Source organism: Mycobacterium sp. 5-140-3-2 (assembly GCF_035666375.1).
GTDB classification, from domain to species: Bacteria; Actinomycetota; Actinomycetes; order Mycobacteriales; family Mycobacteriaceae; genus Mycobacterium; species Mycobacterium intracellulare.
Window position 1 is genome coordinate 2,361,829 of sequence record NZ_CP142025.1, and the last position, 19,598, is coordinate 2,381,426.

Genomic DNA, 19,598 nt, shown 5'->3' on the forward strand with positions numbered 1-19,598 from the left:
CCACCGGCGACATTTTCCCTGCTAGCTGCGCTGCCGGGGCCGCCCTGAATCCCGGTGCGAGGGCCGCCCGACACGCCTCTCGTAGCGCGTCGAGGGCCCCGTGACGACGGAGAACCCGGAAAACGCCACGGCGACATGCCATGAATGGGGCGAAGTGGGGGATTGTGGGGTATGGTGGCTGCAGTGTTTGGGTGACCTCGAACGGGAGGTGAGCTGGTGTTTCTTGGCACCTACACGCCCAAACTCGACGACAAGGGGCGGCTGACGTTGCCCGCCAAGTTCCGTGACGCGCTGGCAGGGGGGTTGATGGTCACCAAGAGCCAGGACCACAGCCTCGCCGTCTACCCGCGGGCGGAATTCGAGCAACTGGCCCGCCGGGCGAGCAAGGCGTCGCGAAGCAACCCTGACGCCAGGGCCTTCCTGCGTAACCTCGCCGCCGGCACCGACGAGCAGCACCCCGACGCCCAGGGCCGCATCACGTTGTCGGCCGACCACCGTCGTTACGCCAGCCTGTCCAAGGAGTGCGTGGTGATCGGCGCGGTCGACTACCTCGAAATCTGGGATGCGCAGGCCTGGCAGGACTACCAGCAGACCCACGAAGAGAACTTCTCCGCGGCCAGCGATGAAGCACTCGGCGACATCATCTGAGGCGCATGCCCGTGCAACGTGGCCTCTGCCCGAACCGACCCTGGCGTACTTCCCCAACGCCAGGTTCGTGCCTTCGGACAGGGACCTCGATGCAAGGGCGCCACACCTTTTCCGGCACGCTCGGGCCATACCGGGGCGTGCGGCCCACGGGTGGCGGCAGAACCGGGGAGGCGTTGCGGTGGCTGACAATTCAGGGCGCGGTGATCGCAAGCGCGGCCGTGGTGACCGCAAGCGCGGCGCAGCCGGGCGCAGCGGGTCGCCGCCATCGGGATCAGGCGGGCACGTGCCCGTCCTGCTGGAGCGTTGCGTCGCGCTGCTCACGCCCGCATTGACCCGCCACCACCCGGACGGAACGGGGGCGACCCTCGTCGACGCGACCGTCGGCGCGGGAGGGCACGCCGAGCGGTTCCTCACCGAACTGCCCGGCCTGCGGCTGATCGGACTCGACCGCGACCCCACCGCCCTGGACATCACCCGAACGCGGTTGGCGCGATTCTCCGACCGGGTCACGCTGATGCGCACCCGCTACGACGGCGTCGCCACGGCGCTGGCCGAATCCGGCTATGCCGCAACCGAATCGGTCGACGGGATGCTGTTCGACCTCGGCGTGTCGTCCATGCAGCTCGACCGCGCCGAACGCGGCTTCGCCTACGCCCAGGACGCCCCGCTGGACATGCGGATGGACCCCGACGCGCCGCTCACCGCCGCCGACATCCTCAACACCTACGACGAGGCCGAGCTGGCGAACATCCTGCACCGCTACGGCGAGGAGCGCTTCGCGCGGCGCATCGCCGCGCACATCGTGCGCCGGCGGGCCCGCCAGCCGTTCGCGTCGACCGCGGACCTGGTGGCCCTGCTCTACGAAGCGATTCCGGCCGCGGCCCGGCGCACCGGCGGGCACCCGGCCAAGCGCACCTTCCAGGCGCTGCGGGTCGCGGTCAACGACGAATTGGATTCGCTGCGTGCCGCGCTCCCGGCCGCCCTGGACGCGCTTGCCGTCGGCGGGCGCATCGTGGTGATGGCGTACCAATCGCTGGAAGACCGGATCGTCAAGCGGTTGTTCGCCGAGGCGGTCGCGTCCCGCACCCCGGTGGACCTGCCGGTCGAACTCCCCGGTCACCAGCCGCGATTCCGGCCCCTGACGCAGGGTGCCGGACGGGCCGACGCCACCGAGATCGAACGCAACCCGCGTAGCGCCGCGGTGCGGCTGCGGGCCCTGCAGCGAATGGAATCACAGCAGGCAACCGGGAAAGGCGATTGATGAAAGCGGACCGCGAGACGTCGAAACGACGCGGCGGCAGCGACCGCCGGGGCGCCCGCGACGGTGCTGCCCGACGGGGCAGGCGCCCGGCGCCCGAACCCGGCGCGGCGCGGCGCGCCCGCGGCGCCAGGACCACGGCGCCCGCCCGCGAATCCCGCGCGCCCAAGGCCGGTCCGCAGAGCAGCCCCGTCGCCCGGCCGGTCGAGCGGTCGGCGCGGCCGAAGAACGCCAGCCAGGCCAAGGCGCGCGCCAAGGCCCGCAAAGCCAAGGCGCCCAAGGTCGTTCGGCCCAAGCTCACCGAGCGTCTGGCCGCCCGGCTGGCGTCGATCGACCTGCGGCCGCGGACACTTGCGAGCAAGGTTCCGTTCGTCGTGTTGGTCATCGGAGCGCTGGGCGTCGGGCTCGGGCTCACGCTGTGGTTGTCCACCGACTCCGCCGAACGCTCCTACAAGTTGAGCCACGCCCGCGAGCGGACCCGGTTGCTGCAGCAACAGAAGGAGGCCCTGGAGCGCGACGTGCGTGAGGCCGAAGCCGCGCCCGCGCTGGCGGAGGCCGCCCGCAAGCAGGGCATGATCCCCACCCGGGACACCGCGCACCTGGTCCAGGACCCGTCCGGGAACTGGGTGGTGGTGGGCACCCCCAAACCCGCCGACGGTGTTCCGCCGCCGCCGCTGAACACCAAGCTCCCCGACGAAGCGCCGCAGCCCCCGAAACCCGCGGCGCCCGCCGCGGAGATCCCGATGCGGCTCGAGCCGGTCCCCGGCGCCCCCGCCCCGGCCAGGTCGGGGCCCGAAGCGCTGCTGCGCGCACCCGACGGCGCCTCCACGGTGGGCGGCCAACACTTCCCGCCGGCAGTTCCGCCGGTGCCCGGCGCGCCTGGCGCCGCCGGCGCGCCCCCTGCCGGTACGCTGCCCGGCATGCCAGGCGGCCCCGTGACCGGTGCGCTCCCCGGCATGCCCGGCGGGCCGGTGACCGGCGCGCTGCCGACGCCGGGATTGCCGATGCCGGCCAGACCCGCGACCCCCCCGGTGCCCGCCGAGGTCCCGATCCCGTTGGGCGGCCTGCCCATTCCGGCCCCGGGCCAGCTACCCGCGCCCCTGCCACCGGAGGTTTCCGTCCCGGTGCCGCTGGGCCGCGCGGCCGGCCCCCAGCCGATCGCCCCCGCCGCTCCGGCGCCCGCCCCGATGCCGCAACCGGGTACCGGCTCCCTGCCCGGGCCCCCCGGCGCGGTGCCAGGTGCTCCCAGGTGAGCCGCGGCGACACCCCACGGGCACGCCGGTCGCAGGCCGCACGCCCGACACGCGGTCCCCGTAAGGACATGGCGGACAACGCCGCCCGGCAGCCCAAGCGCCGCGCGAAACCGCAGCAGGCGGACCAGGGCCGTGACGTTCGCGAACCGAAACGACTCCGGAAAGCCAAGCAGCCCAAGGCCAGCCGGGGTGCGCAGCGCCCCGAGCCGGTGGGGGCCGGGCATTCGGCGCGGGAGCGGCGCACCCGTCAGATCGTGCAAATGGCCGGCCGCGGTGGGTCGTTCGTCTTCCGCCATCGCGCCGGCAACGTGGTCATCCTGGTGCTGATGCTGGTGGCCGCCGCCCAGCTGTTCGTCCTGCAGGTGACCAAGGCCCCGACGCTGCGCGCCCAGGCCGCCGGGCAGCTCAAGGTCACCGACGTGGAAAAGGCGGTGCGGGGCAGCATCATCGACCGCCGCAAGGATCAACTGGCGTTCACCATCGAATCTCGTGCGCTGACGTTTCAACCGAAACGCATTCACAAGCAGCTGGAGGAGGCCAAGGCCAAGAATTCGGCCGCCCCCGACCCGCAGCAGCGCTTGCGCGACATCGCCAAGGACGTCTCGGGGCGCCTCGGCAACAAACCCGACTCGGCGACCCTGCTGAAGAAGCTGCAAAGCGACGAGAACTTCGTCTATCTCGCGCGTGCCGTCGATCCCGCCGTCGCCAGCGCGATCTCGGACAAATTTCCCGAGGTCGGTTCCGAACGCCAGGATCTGCGCCAGTATCCGGGCGGATCGCTGGCCGCCAACATCGTGGGCGGCATCGACTGGGACGGCCACGGGCTGCTGGGCTTGGAAGAGGCCATGGACTCCGTGCTGTCCGGGACCGACGGTTCGGTCACCTATGACCGCGGATCCGACGGCGTGGTCATCCCCGGCAGTTACCGCAACCGGCATCGGGCGGTCAACGGCTCGATGGTGCAGCTGACCCTCGACGACGACATCCAGTTCTATGTGCAGCAGCAGGTTCAGCAGGCCAAGAATGTGTCTGGCGCGCACAATGTTTCGGCCGTCGTGCTCGACGCCAAGACCGGTGAAGTGCTGGCCATGGCCAACGACAACACGTTCGACCCCTCCCAGGACATCGGGCGTCAGGGCGACAAACAGCTGGGCAACCTGGCGGTGTCCTCGCCGTTCGAGCCCGGCTCGGTGAACAAGGTGATCACCGCGTCGTCGGTCATCGAGTACGGCCTGTCCAATCCCGATGAGGTGCTGCAGGTTCCCGGCACGATCCAGATGGGCGGGGTCTCCATCCACGACGCGTGGGACCACGGCGTGATGCCCTACACGACCACCGGCGTGTTCGGAAAGTCTTCCAACGTCGGCACTTTGATGCTCGCACAGCGGGTGGGGCCGGAGCGCTTCTACGACATGGTCCGCAAGTTCGGGCTCGGGCAGCGCACCAACGTGGGCCTGCCCGGGGAGAGCGCCGGGCTGGTGCCACCCATCGACCAATGGTCGGGCAGCACCTTCTCCAACCTGCCCATCGGGCAAGGCCTTTCGATGACGCTGCTGCAGATGACGGGCATGTACCAGACGATCGCCAACGACGGGGTGCGGATCCCGCCGCGGATCATCAAGGCCACCATCGCGCCCGACGGCACCCGCACCGAAGAACCGCGCCCGGACGGCGTGCGGGTGGTGTCGGCGCAGACGGCTCAGACCGTCCGCAACATGCTGCGCGCCGTCGTGCAACACGACCCGATGGGCTATCAGCAGGGCACCGGCCCCGCCGCCGCGGTGACGGGCTACCAGATGGCCGGCAAGACCGGCACCGCCCAGCAGATCAACCCGGCCTGCGGCTGCTACTTCGACAACGTCTACTGGATCACGTTCGCGGGCATGGCCACCGTCGACAACCCCCGGTATGTCATCGGCATCATGATGGACAACCCGGAGCGCAACGCCGACGGCACGCCGGGCCACTCGGCGGCCCCGCTGTTCCACAACATCGCCGGCTGGCTCATGCAGCGCGAGAACGTGCCGCTGTCGCCGGACCCGGGCCCGCCGCTGACGCTGCAGGCCACCTAGGCTTCCCGGCCGCGGCCGGTTGCGACGGTGAAATCGTGGTTGCGCGCGTCGATTTGAGCCTGGGTGGCCGGAACCAGGAGGTCGCCGCCGGGTGCCGCCGTGGCCTGGCAGCGCAGGGCGTGGGGTCGCTGGTCGCGTTCGTATTGCTCGCACGCGTGGCCGAGATCGCCGGGATGGTCGCGCAGCGCTCGCGCGAGAAACCAGGCTCCGGTCAGGGCCAGGGAGGTGCCGCGGCCCGACAGGCTCGAGGCACAATGCGCCGCGTCCCCGACGAGGACGACGCGACCGCGATGCCAGCTGGGCATGTGAATCTGGCTGACGGAATCGAAGTACAGTTCCGGGTCGGCGATCGCGGCGTCGAGCAGTTCGGGTACCCGCCACTCGCTGTGGCCGGCGAACGCGTCGACGAGTATCCGTTTCTGGGCCGCGAGGTCGTGGTAGTCGTAGTCGATCCAGGGCGATCGAAACATGAAGACCGCCAAGGCTTTGTCGTTGTAGGCGGCGATGCCGGCGAGGTGCCCGGGGAAGTTGTACATCGGGTTGTCGCGCCCGGACGGCGTATAGCCGGGCAAGTCGGCCAGCGCGACATAGAAGCCGAGATGGCGCAGAAACCGTTGCTCGGGACCGAACGTCAGGCGTCGCACGGCCGAGTGCATCCCGTCGGCACCGACAACCAGGTCATAGCGCTCGCGGTCGCCGGAGTTGAACCGCACATCGACGCGACGGTCATCGTCGTCGAGTTCGCCGATGGATTCGTTGAACCGCAGTTCTACCGTCGGCCCCAGGCGGTCGCGCAGGATGGTTGTGAGGTCTTCCCGCGGGATTTCGATGTCGCCGGCGGAGTCGTTGATCTCGTCGAGCGGCGGTTCGGCCACCACGGTGCCGTTTTCGTCGACGAACTGGACGCGTTCGGTCATGTCGACCCGGTGCGCGCGGATCGGTGCGAGCACGCCCATCTTGTCGGCGACACCGATGGAGTCCCCGCGAATGTCGATCGGGGAGCCGTTCACCCGCAGGTGGTTGGCGCGTTCGACCAAGGTGACGTCGTGGCCGTCGGCGCCGAGGTTTATCGCCGCGCTCAGGCCGGCGATTCCGGCACCGGAGACGAGAATGCGCATCGATTCCACTCCTGTTCGCATAAGATACGTTCTGTATCCAAAGAACGTAGACCCGACCGTTAGGAAACGCAATGTCTCTTAACTCGACCGGCGTGGCCCGGCGGCGCCGGGGTCCCGCGTTGGAGGAGGCGTTGCTGGATGCGGCGTGGACGGAGCTGACCGAACGCGGGTACGACGAGCTCACGATCGACGGCGTCGCCGTGCGGGCGGGCACCAGCCGTGCGGTGCTCTACCGGCGCTGGCCGAACAAGCAGGAACTCGTGCTCGCCGCGGTGGCACATGAGGTCGCCAAGGACGTCGTGGTCGCCCCTGACACCGGCAGCCTGCGCGGTGACGCGATCGCATTGCTGCGGCAAGCGAACAAGGTCAGGGTGGGGTTGGTGGTCCCGTTGCTGACCCGGCTGGGCGGCTTCTACCAGCAGACCGGCAGCAGCCTGGCCGATCTCGAAACGCTGGTGCGAGGGCGGCGCGATGCCGCGTTGGATCAGGCGATCCAGCGCGCCATCGATCGCGGTGAAATCGAGCCCGACCAGTTGACCGAGCGCATTGCGCGCCTGCCCGTGGACCTGTTTCGCTACGAGGTCCTGATGACGCTGCGGCCCCTGCCCGACGAAGCCATCGAAGAGATCGTCGACACCGTCTGGCTCCCCCTGCTCGAGCGGCGCAGCGGGTCGTGACACCGGCGCCCGGGCGCGGGAACATCCGTCGGCCGGTGCTCCTAGGTAGGGTGTCATGGCCGATCATGGCTGACGGAGGTGGTGACGGGGTGTCGGTGCCCAGTGCGCTGCGGCCCAGCGCCGCAGCGGGCGTGCGCTTGCCGGCGTTGGCGGCTGACATCGGAGCCGCGCCGGCCGGCGATCGGGCCGTCCCGAACCTGCCGGTCACCGGGGTCACGCTGCGCGCCCAGGAGGTGCGGCCCGGCGATCTGTTCGCCGCGCTGCCCGGTTCCACCACCCACGGCGCGCGTTACGCCGGCGACGCGATCGAACGCGGCGCGGTCGCCGTGCTCACCGACGCCGGCGGGGTCGCCGAGATGGGCGCCCTAGGGCAATCCGTGCCGGTCCTCGTTCACCCGGACCCCCGCGGTGTGCTCGGCGGGCTGGCCGCCACGGTGTACGGGAACCCGTCCGAGCGGGTGACGGTCGTCGGCGTCACCGGCACGTCCGGCAAGACCACCACGACGTATCTCATCGAGTCCGCACTGCGCGCCGCCGGCCACACCGCCGGGCTGATCGGCACCATCGGGATCCGCATCGACGGCGCCGACATTCCCAGCGCGCTGACCACCCCGGAGGCCCCCGCCCTGCAGGCAATGCTGGCGGCGATGGCCGAACAGGGGGTGGACACCGTCGTCATGGAGGTCTCCAGTCACGCCCTGACGCTGGGCCGCGTGGACGGAACCCGGTTCGCGGTGGGCGGTTTCACCAACCTGTCCCGCGACCACCTCGACTTCCACCCGACGATGGCCGACTACTTCGAGGCCAAGGCGATGCTCTTCGACCCGGGCTCCCCGCTGCGGGCCCGGCGCGTCGTGGTCTGCGTCGACGACGACGCCGGGCGCGCCATGGCCGCCCGCGCCGGCGACGCGATCACCGTCAGCGCCGAGGGCCGGCCCGCCCACTGGCGCGCCACCGACGTGGCCCCGATGGGCGCCGCGGGACAACAGTTCACCGCCATCGATCCCGCCGGGGCGCGCCATCAGCTGGGTGTTCGGCTGCCCGGCCACTACAACGTCGCCAATTGCCTTGTCGCACTGGCTATTCTGGATGCGGTCGGGGTGTCCCCGGAGCAGGCGTCGACGGGCCTGCTACAGGCCCGCGTGCCGGGACGCATGGAGGAGATCGACGCCGGCCAGGACTTCCTGGCGCTGGTCGACTACGCCCACAAACCGGGCGCGTTGCGCGCGGTGCTGACCACGCTGGCGCGTCCGGATCGCCGGCTGGCCGTGGTGTTCGGCGCCGGCGGCGAACGCGACCCGGGCAAACGGGCGCCGATGGGCGCGACGGCGGCCGAACTGGCCGATCTGGTCGTCGTCACCGACGACAACCCGCGCGGTGAGGACCCGGCGTCGATTCGTCGCGAAATCCTCGCCGGGGCGACCGAAAGCGGTTGTGCGGCAGACATTGTCGAGATCGCCGACCGCCGCGACGCGATCAGGCACGCCGTCGCCTGGGCGGGCCCGGGCGACGTCGTGTTGATCGCCGGCAAGGGCCACGAAACCGGCCAGAGCGCCGGCGGGCACACCCGCCCCTTCGACGACCGGGTCGAGCTGGCGCAGGCGCTGCGGGACCTGGACGGGGCACCGCGATGATCGAGTTGACCGTCGCCGAGATCGCCGACATCGTCGGCGGCACCCTGGCCGACATCTCGCCGCAGGACGCCGCGCGACGCCGCGTCACCGGGACGGTGGAATTCGACTCGCGCGCCGTCGGACCCGGGGGACTGTTCCTGGCGCTGCCGGGCGCGCGCTCGGACGGCCACGACCACGCGGGCGCGGCGATCGCCGCCGGCGCGGTGGCGGTGCTGGCCGCCCGGCCGGTCGGCGTTCCCGCCGTGGTCGTCGCCCCCGCGGGCGCGTCGGGATCTCGGGCCGGGGTGCTCGAGCACGACCCGGACGGCTCGGGCGCGGCGGTGCTCGCGGCGCTGGCCAAGTTGGCCCAGGTGGTGGCCGCCGAACTGGTCGCCGGCGGGCTCAGGATCGTCGGGATCACCGGATCGTCGGGAAAGACGTCGACCAAGGACCTGGTGGCCGCCGTGCTGAAACCGCTCGGCGAGGTGGTCGCCCCGCCCGGGTCGTTCAACAACGAGCTGGGGCATCCGTGGACCGTGCTGCGCGCGACGCCCGAGACCGACTTCCTGGTCCTCGAGATGTCGGCGCGCCACCCGGGCAACATCGCCGCGCTGGCCGAGATCGCCCCGCCGGCGATCGGCGTCGTCCTCAACGTCGGCACCGCGCACCTGGGCGAGTTCGGCTCGCGCGAGGCCATCGCTCAGACGAAATCCGAACTGCCCCAATCTGTTCCGGCATCCGGGGTGGTGATCCTCAATGCCGACGACCCGGCGGTGGCGGCCATGGCGGGCGTGACCGCGGCCCGGGTGGTGCGGGTCAGCCGCGCCGAGAACACCAGCGCGGGCCCCAGCCAGCTGTGGGCCGGGCCCGTCTCGCTCGACGAGGTGGCCAGGCCATGCTTCACGCTGCACCACCGCGACGGCTCCGGGACCACGCAGGCGCAGGTCCGGCTCGGCGTCTACGGCGACCACCAGGTCACCAACGCGCTGTGCGCCGCCGCGGTCGCGCTGGAATGCGGCGCCGACGTCGACCAGGTGGCGGCCGCACTCGCCGGCGCCGGCCCCGTCTCGCGACACCGGATGCACGTCACCACGCGCGCCGACGGCGTCACGGTGATCGACGACGCCTACAACGCCAACCCCGATTCGATGCGCGCCGGGCTACAGGCGTTGGCCTGGATCGCCCACGGCGGGGGGGACCGGCCGGCCGAAAAGCGCAGGAGTTGGGCGGTGCTCGGTGAGATGGCCGAGCTCGGCGAGGACGCGATCGCCGAGCATGATCGCATCGGCCGGCTGGCCGTGCGCTTAGATGTGTCTCGACTCGTTGTCGTGGGAAGTGGGAGGTCGATGAGCGCCATGCACCACGGAGCGGTCATGGAGGGTTCGTGGGGCTCGGCCGATAAGGGGGCCGTCAACGTGGCCGACAGCGAGGCCGCCCTGGCGTTGCTGCGGGCCGAGCTGCAACCCGGCGACGTCGTGCTGGTCAAGGCCTCCAACGCGGCCGGGCTGGGGGCGCTGGCCGACGCCCTGGTATCACAAGGCTCGCAGGGCGGTGCCCGCCCGTGAGACAGATCCTCATCGCCGTCGCCGTTGCGCTGACCGTGTCGATCCTGTTGACCCCGGCGCTGATCCGGCTGTTCACCCGGCAGGGATTCGGCCACCACACCCGCGACGACGGCCCGCCGACCCACCACGCCAAACGCGGCACGCCGTCGATGGGTGGCGTGGCGATCCTGGCCGGCATCTGGGCCGGTTACCTGGGGACCCACCTGGCCGGGCTGGCGTTCGACGGCGAGGGCGTCTCCGCGTCGGGTCTGCTGGTGCTGGGCCTGGCCACGGTGCTCGGCGGCGTCGGCTTTCTCGACGACCTGATCAAGATCCGCCGGTCGCGCAATCTCGGGCTGAACAAGACGGCCAAAACCGTCGGGCAGGTCGCCGCCGCGGTGCTGTTCGGCGTGCTGGTGCTGGAATTCCGCAACGCCAACGGCCTGACCCCGGCCAGCGCGGACCTGTCCTACGTGCGCGAGATCGCCACCGTCGCCCTGGCCCCGGCGCTGTTCGTGTTGTTCTGCGTGGTCGTCGTCAGCGCCTGGTCCAACGCCGTCAACTTCACCGACGGCCTGGACGGACTCGCCGCCGGCAGCATGGCGATGGTCACCGCGGCCTACGTGCTGATCACGTTCTGGCAGTACCGCAACGCGTGCGTCACCGCGCCCGGGTTGGGTTGCTACAACGTGCGCGATCCGCTCGACCTGGCGATCGTCGCGGCCGCCACCGCGGGCGCCTGCATCGGCTTTCTGTGGTGGAACGCCGCGCCCGCCAAGATCTTCATGGGCGACACCGGATCGCTGGCGCTGGGCGGCATCATCGCCGGCATCTCGGTCACCAGCCGCACCGAGATCCTCGCCGTCGTGCTGGGTTCGCTGTTCGTCGCCGAGGTCAGCTCGGTGGTGTTGCAAATCCTGACTTTCCGCACCACCGGGCGCCGGGTGTTCCGGATGGCGCCGTTCCACCACCACTTCGAATTGGCCGGCTGGGCCGAGACCACGGTCATCATCCGGTTCTGGTTGCTCACCGCGATCGCCTGCGGGCTGGGCGTGGCCCTTTTCTACGGTGAGTGGCTGGCCGCGATCGGTGCCTGATGAGTGGGCTTGACCCCTTGGCGCCGGGCGCCCCGGTGCTGGTGGCCGGCGGCGGGGTGACGGGCAGGGCGGTGCTGGCGGCCCTGAGCCGCTTCGGCGCGGTGCCCACCCTGTGCGACGACGACCCGGCCACCCTGCGCGGGTACGCCGATGCGGGGGTGGCGACCGCGCCGACATCGGTGGCCGCCGAGCAGGTCTCCCGCTACGCCCTGGTGGTGACCAGCCCCGGCTTCTCGCCGACCACGCCGCTGCTGGTCGCCGCCGCGGCGGCGGGCGTGCCCGTCTGGGGCGATGTGGAGCTGGCCTGGCGGCTGGACGCGGCCGGCCACTACGGCCCGCCGCGGCGCTGGCTGGTGGTGACCGGGACCAACGGCAAGACCACGACGACATCGATGCTGCACGCCATGCTCACCGCGGCCGGGCTTCCAAACCTGTTGTGCGGCAACATCGGCAGCCCGGTGCTCGACGTGCTGGACCAACCCGCCGAGCTGCTGGCCGTCGAGTTGTCCAGCTTCCAGCTGCACTGGGCGCCGTCGCTGCGGCCCGAGGGCGGCGCGGTGCTCAACATCGCCGAAGACCACCTGGACTGGCACGGCACCCTGGCCGACTACGCCGCGGCCAAGGCCCGGGTGCTCGACGGCCGGGTGGCCGTCGTCGGGCTGGACGACGCCCGGGCCGCGGCACTGCTGAGCACGGCGCGGGCGCCGGTGCGGGCCGGCTTTCGGCTGGGCGAACCGGGCCCGGGGGAGCTCGGCGTGCGCGACGGACACCTGATCGACCGCGCGTTCGCCGACGACCTGACGCTGGCGCCCGTCGACTCGATACCGGTGCCGGGCCCCGTCGGCGTGCTCGACGCGCTCGCCGCCGCCGCGCTGGCCCGCAGCGTCGGGGTGCCGGCCGAGGCGATCGCGTCCGCGCTCGCGGACTTCCGGGTCGGGCGGCACCGGGCCGAGGTGGTGGCCGTCGCCGAGGGCGTCACCTATGTCGACGACTCCAAGGCCACCAATCCTCACGCCGCCGAGGCGTCCGTGCTCGCCTACCCCCGGGTCGTCTGGATCGCCGGCGGCCTGCTGAAGGGCGCCTCGGTCGACGCCGAGGTCGCCAGGATCGCGTCGCGGCTGGTCGGGGCGGTGCTCATCGGCCGAGATCGGCAAGAGGTTGCAGAGGCGTTATCGCGACACGCGCCGGATGTCCCCGTCCTCCACGTTGTGACAGGCGAGGATGCTGATATGGATGCGACTGCAGTGGTTCTTGGTGCAGATGTGACAGAAGTGAAACATTCGAGTGGAGATCTCGGCGCCGCCGTCATGACCGCGGCGGTCGCCGCGGCTCGTGGCCTGGCCGCACCCGGTGACACTGTCCTGCTGGCACCGGCGGGCGCATCGTTCGACCAGTTCGCCGGGTATGCCGACCGGGGCGACGCGTTCGCGGCCGCCGTGCGCGCGGCGATCCGGTAGGGCGGGGCGTGGGTAACGCACTGACCCGGCTGCTGGGCCGGGGCAAAGCGACCGGCGGAACCGCGACCGAGCCGGGGCCGGCGGAGGACGCGGACGCGACGGCCGAGGTCACCGACGCGGCCGCGGACGACGGCGACAAGGCCGACGAGCCCGCCAAGCCCGCGAAGGCGCCCAAGGCGAAAAAGGACAAGGCCGCCGGTGGCGATGGCGGTTCGCCCACCCGGTTCGGTGCCTGGCTCGGCCGCCCCATGACCTCGTTTCACCTGATCATCGCCATCGCCGGCTTGCTGACGACGCTCGGCCTGATCATGGTGCTCTCGGCATCGGGGGTGCGGTCCTACGACGCCGACGGGTCGGCCTGGATCATCTTCGGCAAGCAGGTCCTGTGGACGGTGATCGGCCTCATCGCCTGCTACACCTCGCTGCGGATGTCGGTGCGGTTCATCCGCCGCGTCGCCTTCACCGGCTACGTCGTCACCGTGATCCTGTTGGTCCTGGTCCTCGTTCCCGGCATCGGCAACCTGGCCAACGGCTCCCGCAAGTGGTTCGTGGTCGCCGGCTTCTCCATGCAGCCCTCCGAGCTGGCCAAGATCGCCTTCGCCATCTGGGGTGCGCACATGCTGGCGGCCCGCCGACTCGAGCGCGCCAGCCTGCGCGAACTGCTCATCCCGCTGGTGCCTGCGGCGGTGATCGCGCTGGCGCTGATCGTCGCGCAGCCCGACCTCGGGCAGACCGTGTCGCTGGGCATCATCCTGCTCGCCCTGCTCTGGTACGCCGGCCTGCCGCTGCGCGTCTTCGCCACCTCGCTGCTCGCGGTCTTCATGGCCGGGGCGATCCTGGCGATGTCGGCCGGCTACCGGTCCGACCGGGTGCGGTCCTGGATCAATCCCGAGAACGACCCGCAGGACACCGGCTACCAGGCCCGGCAGGCGAAATTCGCGCTGGCCCACGGCGGCATCTTCGGCGACGGCCTGGGCCAGGGCACCGCCAAGTGGAACTACCTGCCCAACGCCCACAACGACTTCATCTTCGCGATCATCGGCGAGGAGCTCGGTTTTATCGGCGCCTTCGGGTTACTGGTCCTGTTCGGGCTGTTCGCCTACACCGGGATGCGGATCGCCCGCCGGTCGGCCGACCCGTTCCTGCGGCTGCTGACCGCCACCACGACGATGTGGGTCCTGGGTCAGGCGTTCATCAACATCGGCTACGTGATCGGGATCCTCCCGGTGACGGGCATCCAGCTGCCGCTCATCTCCGCCGGTGGAACCTCCACGGCGGCAACGCTTTTCATGATCGGGATCATGGCCAACGCGGCCCGTCACGAACCCGAGGCGGTGGCCGCGCTGCGGGCCGGCCGCGACGACAAGGTGAACCGGCTGCTGCGGCTGCCGCTGCCCGAGCCCTATTCGCCCACGCGCCTGGAGGCGTTCCGCGACCGCAAGCGGTCGCGCCCGCAATCGGGCGCCGCGCCGCGCAAGGGCGCCGGGTCGCCCGGGCGCAAGGCGCCCCGCAACGGCGAGGCGCCGCTGCGCGGGGCACCCCCGCGTGCGGCCGGCCGCCCGGTCCGCCGGTCTGCGGGTAACCCCCGCTCACGGGCGGGGCATCATGGATCTGGCCAGCGCTATGCGACCCTGGGAGCCAATCAGGCCGCCGGCCGGCGCCAGCAACGGCGCACACGCGCATTGGAAGGTCAGCGTTACGGGTGAACGACACGGTCAACGAGCCGACCGGCGGGCGGGGGGCAGACCCTCTGCCCGCCGGTGCCGCGTTGTCGGCTTTTAGGCCCTTGTCAGTCGTGCTGGCCGGCGGGGGAACGGCCGGGCACGTCGAACCGGCGATGGCCGTCGCCGACGCGCTGCGCGCGCTGGATCCCAAGGTCCGGATCACCGCGCTGGGCACGGCGCGGGGGCTGGAGACCAGGCTGGTGCCCGCGCGCGGCTACGACCTCGAGCTGATCACGCCGGTGCCGCTGCCCCGCAAGCCCAGCGGTGACCTGGCCCGGCTGCCTTCGCGGGTGTGGCGGGCCGTCCGGGAAACCCGCGCCGTGCTGCGGTCGGTCGACGCCGACGTCGTGATCGGCTTCGGCGGATACGTGGCGCTGCCGGCCTATCTCGCAGCGCGTGGTGTCTCGCCGCGCAGATCCCGGGTTCCGGTGGTGATCCACGAGGCCAACGCCAGCGCCGGGCTGGCCAACCGGGTCGGCGCCCGCAGCGCCGAGCGGGTGCTCTCCGCGGTGCCCGACTGCGGCCTGCCGGGCGCCGAGGTCGTCGGGGTGCCGGTGCGCGAAGCCATCACCTCGCTGGACCGCGCGGCGCTGCGCGCCGAAGCGCGCCGACACTTCGGCTTCGCCGACGACGCCCGGGTGCTGCTGGTGTTCGGCGGCTCGCAGGGGGCGGCCTCGCTGAACCGCGCCGTCGCCGGGGCGGCCGCCGGGCTGGCCGCCGCGGGCGTGGCGGTGCTGCACGCGCACGGCCCCAAGAACACGCTCGACCTGCGCGAACCACTGCCGGGCGACCCGCCGTACGTGGCGGTGCCCTACCTCGACCGGATGGACCTGGCCTACGCCGCCGCCGACCTGGTGATCTGCCGGTCCGGGGCGATGACGGTCGCCGAGGTCTCGGCGGTGGGCCTGCCGGCGATCTACGTGCCCCTGCCGATCGGCAACGGCGAGCAGCGGCTCAACGCACTACCGGTGGTCAACGCCGGCGGCGGCATGGTGGTCGCCGACGCCGACCTGACCCCCGGGCTGGTCGCCCGGGAGGTGGCCGCCCTGGTGGGCGACCCGCCGCGGCTGGCGGCGATGACGACGGCCGCCGCGCGCGTGGGACACCCCGACGCGGCCCGCCAGGTGGCCCAGGCGGCGCTGGACATCGCCAGGAAGGCGCAGCTCGGCCGCTTGTCGGCCGGAGGGCAGCCATGACCACCGAGCAGCTGCCGCCGGAGCTGCAGCGGGTGCACATGGTCGGCATCGGGGGAGCCGGCATGTCGGGCATCGCCCGCATCCTGCTCGACCGCGGCGGGCTGGTCTCCGGCTCCGACGCCAAGGAGTCGCGCGGCATCCATGCCCTGCGGGCCCGCGGCGCGCAGATCAACATCGGGCACGACGCGTCGTCGCTGGACCTGTTGCCCGGCGGCGCCACCGCCGTCATCACCACCCACGCAGCCATCCCGAAAACCAACCCCGAGCTAGTCGAGGCCCGGCGGCGCGGCATCCCGGTGATCCTGCGGCCCGCCGTGTTGGCCAAGCTGATGGACGGGCGCACCACGCTGATGGTCACCGGCACGCACGGCAAGACGACGACGACGTCGATGCTGATCGTGGCGCTGCAACACTGCGGGCGCGACCCGTCGTTCGCGGTCGGCGGCGAGATGGGGGAGGCCGGGACCAACGCGCACCACGGCAGCGGCGACTGCTTCGTCGCCGAGGCCGACGAAAGCGACGGGTCGCTACTCGAGTACACGCCCAACGTCGCCGTCGTCACCAACATCGAGACCGACCACCTGGACTTCTACGGCAGCGCCGGCGCCTACGTCGACGTGTTCGACGCGTTCGTGGACCGGCTGGCCCCCGGCGGGGCGCTGGTGGTCTGCGTCGATGACCCCGGGGCCGCGGCGCTGGCCCGACGTACGGCCGAACTGGGAATCCGGGTGCTGCGCTACGGATCCGGGACCTCGTTACCCGGTGAACCCCTGGCCACCACCCTGTTGTCGTGGCAGCAGCAGGGCACCGAGGCGGTCGCCCAGATCCAGCTGGCGCCCGACCTGGACCCCGAGCAACGCCCGCGGGTGATGCGGCTGTCGGTGCCCGGACGCCACATGGCGCTCAACGCGATGGGCGCGCTGCTGGCGGCCCTCGAGATCGGCGCCCCCGTCGACGCGGTGCTGGACGGGTTGGCGGGCTTCGAGGGGGTGCGGCGCCGATTCGAACTGGTCGGCACCGCGGGCAACGGGCAGCCGGTGCGCGTGTTCGACGACTACGCCCATCACCCCACCGAGATCGTCGCCACGCTGGCGGCGGTCCGAACCCTGCTCGAGCAGAGCGGCGACGGCCGCAGCATCGCGGTGTTCCAGCCCCATTTGTATTCGCGGACAAAGGCTTTCGCCGAGGAGTTCGGTCACGCGCTGGACGCCGCCGACGAGGTCTTCGTCCTCGACGTCTACGGCGCGCGCGAACAACCGCTGGCCGGCGTCAGTGGTGCCAGCGTCGCCGAGCACGTCAGCGTCCCGGTGCGCTACCTGCCGAACTTCTCCGCCGCCGCCGAGCAGGTGGCCGCGGTCGCCGGGCCCGGCGACGTCATCGTCACCATGGGGGCCGGCGACGTGACCCTGCTGGGACCCGAGATCGTCACGGCGCTGCGGGCGCGGGCCAACCGCGGCGCGCCGGGAGCCCTGTGATGACCCAGCCGCTCGACCCGGGCACGCCGGGCGGCGGGGCCGGCCAGGCCGACGACCCGGTCCCGGACGACGCCGCCACCGAACCGCTGGTCACCGGCACGGGCACCGAGCCGACGGCAACCGATCAACAGCCCGATCCGGCCGAGGTCGAGGGGCCGCGCCGGCGCGCCCGCCGGGAGCGCGCCGAACGACGCGCCGCCCAGGCCCGCGCCATGGCCATCGAAGAGGCGCGCCGGGAGGCCAAGCGCAGGGCCACCGGGCGGCCGGTCCACGAGCCCAAACCCGTTGCGCGCGGCGTTGTTCGAGGGCTCAAGATGCTGTTGGTCACCATCCTGCTGGTGATCGTCGGCATCGGCCTGGCATTGGTCCTCTATTTCACGCCGGCGATGTCGGCCCGCAACATCGTCGTCGTCGGGACCGGGGTGGTGACCCGCGAAGAGGTCCTGGATGCGGCTCAGGTGCGGCTCGGAACGCCGCTGCTGCAGATCAACACCAGCCAGGTCGCCGACCGGGTGGCGGCGATCCGCCGAGTGGCCAGCGCGCGCGTGCAGCGCCAGTACCCGTCCGCGCTGCGGATCACCATCGTCGAGCGAGTCCCGGTGGCGGTCAAGGATTTTCCCGACGGGCCACACCTGTTCGACCGGGACGGCGTGGACTTTGCGACCGGACCGCCGCCACCGGCGCTGCCCTACCTCGATGTCGCCGACCCCGGGCCCAACGACCCGGCCACCAAGGCCGCCCTGCAGGTGCTCACCGCGCTGCGTCCCGAGGTCGCAGACCAGGTCGGCCGGGTCGCGGCGCCCTCGGTGGCCTCGATCACGCTCACACTCGGCGACGGCCGAGTGGTGATCTGGGGGACCACCGACCGCACGGACGAGAAGGCCGAGAAGCTGTCCGCGCTGTTGACCCAGCCCGGCAAGACCTACGACGTGTCCAGCCCGGACCTGCCGACGGTCAAGTAGCGATCTTCGTCACGTCGCGCGCGCCGCGGCGCCGCCGAACAGCGCTCACGCCCGCCCAGCCGCGGAAAAATGCCCAAAATTTGCGGGACGCGCGTCGGCGCGCCTGCGGGGTTCGCGCGCGCCATGCCCATACCGTTCTGGTTGCGCGGAACTACTTGACATAACTCTAACTCTATGGTTGAGGTTGAGGGTTTGCCAGGGAGGACCGCCACCGTCCGGAGGAGCCCACCACCGGGAGAGCCGAGCCCATCAGGGAGGAAGACGAATGATGACCCCCCCGCACAACTACCTGGCCGTGATCAAGGTCGTGGGTATCGGTGGCGGCGGCGTCAACGCCGTCAACCGAATGATCGAACAGGGCCTCAAAGGCGTCGAGTTCATCGCGATCAACACCGACGCGCAGGCGCTGTTGATGAGCGACGCCGACGTCAAACTCGACGTCGGGCGCGACTCCACCCGTGGCCTGGGCGCCGGCGCCGACCCGGAGGTCGGGCGCAGGGCCGCCGAGGACGCCAAGGACGAGATCGAGGAGCTCCTGCGCGGGGCGGACATGGTGTTCGTCACCGCCGGCGAGGGCGGCGGGACCGGCACCGGCGGGGCTCCCGTCGTCGCCAGCATCGCCCGCAAGTTGGGCGCGCTCACCGTGGGTGTGGTCACCCGCCCGTTCTCGTTCGAGGGCAAGCGGCGCGGCAACCAGGCCGAAAGCGGCATCGCGGCGCTGCGCGAGAGCTGCGACACCCTGATCGTGATCCCCAACGACCGGCTGCTGCAGATGGGCGACGCCGCGGTGTCACTCATGGACGCCTTCCGCAGCGCCGACGAGGTGCTGCTCAACGGTGTCCAGGGCATCACCGACCTGATCACCACCCCGGGTCTGATCAACGTCGACTTCGCCGACGTCAAGGGCATCATGTCCGGCGCCGGCACCGCGCTGATGGGCATCGGCTCGGCGCGCGGCGAGGGCCGCTCGCTCAAGGCCGCCGAGATCGCCATCAACTCGCCGCTGCTGGAAGCGTCGATGGAGGGTGCGCAGGGCGTGCTGATGTCGATCGCCGGTGGCAGCGACCTTGGGCTCTTCGAGATCAACGAGGCGGCCTCGCTGGTGCAGGACGCCGCCCACCAGGACGCCAACATCATCTTCGGTACGGTCATCGACGACTCGCTGGGCGACGAGGTGCGCGTCACCGTCATCGCGGCGGGCTTCGATGCCACCGGCCCCGGCCGCAAACCCGTCATCGGCGGCAATGCCGACAAGGAAGAGAAAGTCGGCGCGCACCGCATCGAGTCGGCGAAGGCCGGCAAGCTCACCTCGACGTTGTTCGAACCGGTCGACGCGGTCAGCGTGCCGGTGCACACGAACGGTTCGACCTTGAATATCGGTGGCGATGACGACGACGTCGACGTGCCGCCGTTCATGCGCCGCTGAGGTCTCGATTTGCTTGCCACTGCGCGACAAACCGGCCTCGAAAGATAGTGGCCCTACGTCGATGCAGCCTGGCAGGCA

At 71.5% G+C, this 19,598-nt stretch carries 15 protein-coding genes; 14 read left to right on the forward strand and 1 reads right to left on the reverse strand.

Annotated features, from left to right (window positions below):
- Positions 1 to 216: 216 nt before the first annotated feature.
- The 4 genes from mraZ (at position 217) to P6281_RS11275 (ending at position 5,231) form a co-directional block, all read left to right on the forward strand.
- A complete protein-coding gene (mraZ, locus tag P6281_RS11260; protein ID WP_008256120.1) occupies positions 217 to 648 on the forward strand; it encodes a division/cell wall cluster transcriptional repressor MraZ in 432 nt (143 codons plus the stop codon).
- Positions 623 to 1,909 carry a 16S rRNA (cytosine(1402)-N(4))-methyltransferase RsmH gene (gene rsmH / locus P6281_RS11265; protein WP_155254939.1) on the forward strand — a complete coding sequence of 429 codons (1,287 nt, stop codon included), beginning with the start codon at positions 623 to 625 and terminating at the stop codon, positions 1,907 to 1,909. The genes mraZ and rsmH overlap by 26 nt, the downstream gene beginning before the upstream one ends.
- Entirely contained in the window at positions 1,909 to 3,159 is a 1,251-nt protein-coding gene (locus tag P6281_RS11270) for a hypothetical protein (protein WP_008256128.1), read from the forward strand. Before rsmH ends, P6281_RS11270 begins: the two co-directional genes overlap by 1 nt.
- 68 nt (positions 3,160 to 3,227) lie before the next feature.
- Positions 3,228 to 5,231: a peptidoglycan D,D-transpeptidase FtsI family protein gene (locus tag P6281_RS11275; protein ID WP_008256131.1), complete on the forward strand. Its 2,004-nt coding sequence runs from the start codon at positions 3,228 to 3,230 to the stop codon at positions 5,229 to 5,231.
- On the opposite strand, the gene P6281_RS11280 is transcribed toward P6281_RS11275, so the two are convergent.
- Complete coding sequence (locus P6281_RS11280) at positions 5,228 to 6,358, reverse strand: FAD-dependent monooxygenase (RefSeq protein ID WP_324738947.1); 1,131 nt, start codon at positions 6,356 to 6,358, stop codon at positions 5,228 to 5,230. The genes P6281_RS11275 and P6281_RS11280 overlap by 4 nt on opposite strands.
- Before the next feature lie 62 nt (positions 6,359 to 6,420).
- Between P6281_RS11280 and P6281_RS11285 the strand changes: the two genes are divergently transcribed.
- The 10 genes from P6281_RS11285 to ftsZ all read left to right on the forward strand — a co-directional run bounded on the left by P6281_RS11285 (position 6,421) and on the right by ftsZ (position 19,520).
- Positions 6,421 to 7,026 carry a TetR/AcrR family transcriptional regulator gene (locus P6281_RS11285; RefSeq protein ID WP_196771126.1) on the forward strand — a complete coding sequence of 202 codons (606 nt, stop codon included), beginning with the start codon at positions 6,421 to 6,423 and terminating at the stop codon, positions 7,024 to 7,026.
- 65 nt (positions 7,027 to 7,091) lie between these two features.
- Positions 7,092 to 8,660 (forward strand): UDP-N-acetylmuramoyl-L-alanyl-D-glutamate--2,6-diaminopimelate ligase, encoded by a 1,569-nt coding sequence (locus tag P6281_RS11290; RefSeq protein WP_201408076.1) that lies wholly within the window; start codon positions 7,092 to 7,094, stop codon positions 8,658 to 8,660.
- Complete coding sequence (locus P6281_RS11295) at positions 8,657 to 10,204, forward strand: UDP-N-acetylmuramoyl-tripeptide--D-alanyl-D-alanine ligase (RefSeq protein ID WP_201408077.1); 1,548 nt, start codon at positions 8,657 to 8,659, stop codon at positions 10,202 to 10,204. Before P6281_RS11290 ends, P6281_RS11295 begins: the two co-directional genes overlap by 4 nt.
- Entirely contained in the window at positions 10,201 to 11,280 is a 1,080-nt protein-coding gene (gene mraY / locus P6281_RS11300; RefSeq protein WP_009956117.1) for a phospho-N-acetylmuramoyl-pentapeptide-transferase, read from the forward strand. The genes P6281_RS11295 and mraY overlap by 4 nt, the downstream gene beginning before the upstream one ends.
- Complete coding sequence (gene murD, locus P6281_RS11305; RefSeq protein ID WP_036458810.1) at positions 11,280 to 12,737, forward strand: UDP-N-acetylmuramoyl-L-alanine--D-glutamate ligase; 1,458 nt, start codon at positions 11,280 to 11,282, stop codon at positions 12,735 to 12,737. The genes mraY and murD overlap by 1 nt, the downstream gene beginning before the upstream one ends.
- Positions 12,738 to 12,745: 8 nt before the next feature.
- Positions 12,746 to 14,443 carry a putative lipid II flippase FtsW gene (gene ftsW, locus P6281_RS11310; RefSeq protein WP_008256142.1) on the forward strand — a complete coding sequence of 566 codons (1,698 nt, stop codon included), beginning with the start codon at positions 12,746 to 12,748 and terminating at the stop codon, positions 14,441 to 14,443.
- Complete coding sequence (gene murG / locus P6281_RS11315) at positions 14,440 to 15,657, forward strand: undecaprenyldiphospho-muramoylpentapeptide beta-N-acetylglucosaminyltransferase (protein ID WP_008256143.1); 1,218 nt, start codon at positions 14,440 to 14,442, stop codon at positions 15,655 to 15,657. The genes ftsW and murG overlap by 4 nt, the downstream gene beginning before the upstream one ends.
- Positions 15,654 to 17,132, forward strand: coding sequence for a UDP-N-acetylmuramate--L-alanine ligase (gene murC, locus P6281_RS11320; protein ID WP_008256144.1), 1,479 nt, complete (start codon positions 15,654 to 15,656; stop codon positions 17,130 to 17,132). The genes murG and murC overlap by 4 nt, the downstream gene beginning before the upstream one ends.
- A complete protein-coding gene (locus P6281_RS11325) occupies positions 17,132 to 18,094 on the forward strand; it encodes a cell division protein FtsQ/DivIB (protein ID WP_036458811.1) in 963 nt (320 codons plus the stop codon). The genes murC and P6281_RS11325 overlap by 1 nt, the downstream gene beginning before the upstream one ends.
- Positions 18,095 to 18,362: 268 nt before the next feature.
- Complete coding sequence (gene ftsZ, locus P6281_RS11330; RefSeq protein WP_008256146.1) at positions 18,363 to 19,520, forward strand: cell division protein FtsZ; 1,158 nt, start codon at positions 18,363 to 18,365, stop codon at positions 19,518 to 19,520.
- Positions 19,521 to 19,598 lie beyond the last annotated feature (78 nt).

Excerpts from the sequence above, each read along its gene's own strand:
- ftsZ (WP_008256146.1), top strand. The coding sequence starts at position 18,363 with ATGACCCCCCCGCACAACTACCTGGCCGTGATCAAGGTCGTGGGTATC.
- P6281_RS11295 (WP_201408077.1), top strand. The coding sequence starts at position 8,657 with ATGATCGAGTTGACCGTCGCCGAGATCGCCGACATCGTCGGCGGCACC.
- P6281_RS11275 (WP_008256131.1), top strand. The coding sequence starts at position 3,228 with ATGGCGGACAACGCCGCCCGGCAGCCCAAGCGCCGCGCGAAACCGCAG.
- murD (WP_036458810.1), top strand. The coding sequence starts at position 11,280 with ATGAGTGGGCTTGACCCCTTGGCGCCGGGCGCCCCGGTGCTGGTGGCC.
- P6281_RS11285 (WP_196771126.1), top strand. The coding sequence starts at position 6,421 with ATGTCTCTTAACTCGACCGGCGTGGCCCGGCGGCGCCGGGGTCCCGCG.
- murC (WP_008256144.1), top strand. The coding sequence starts at position 15,654 with ATGACCACCGAGCAGCTGCCGCCGGAGCTGCAGCGGGTGCACATGGTC.
- rsmH (WP_155254939.1), top strand. The coding sequence starts at position 623 with ATGAAGCACTCGGCGACATCATCTGAGGCGCATGCCCGTGCAACGTGG.
- P6281_RS11290 (WP_201408076.1), top strand. The coding sequence starts at position 7,092 with ATGGCTGACGGAGGTGGTGACGGGGTGTCGGTGCCCAGTGCGCTGCGG.
- P6281_RS11325 (WP_036458811.1), top strand. The coding sequence starts at position 17,132 with ATGACCCAGCCGCTCGACCCGGGCACGCCGGGCGGCGGGGCCGGCCAG.
- P6281_RS11270 (WP_008256128.1), top strand. The coding sequence starts at position 1,909 with ATGAAAGCGGACCGCGAGACGTCGAAACGACGCGGCGGCAGCGACCGC.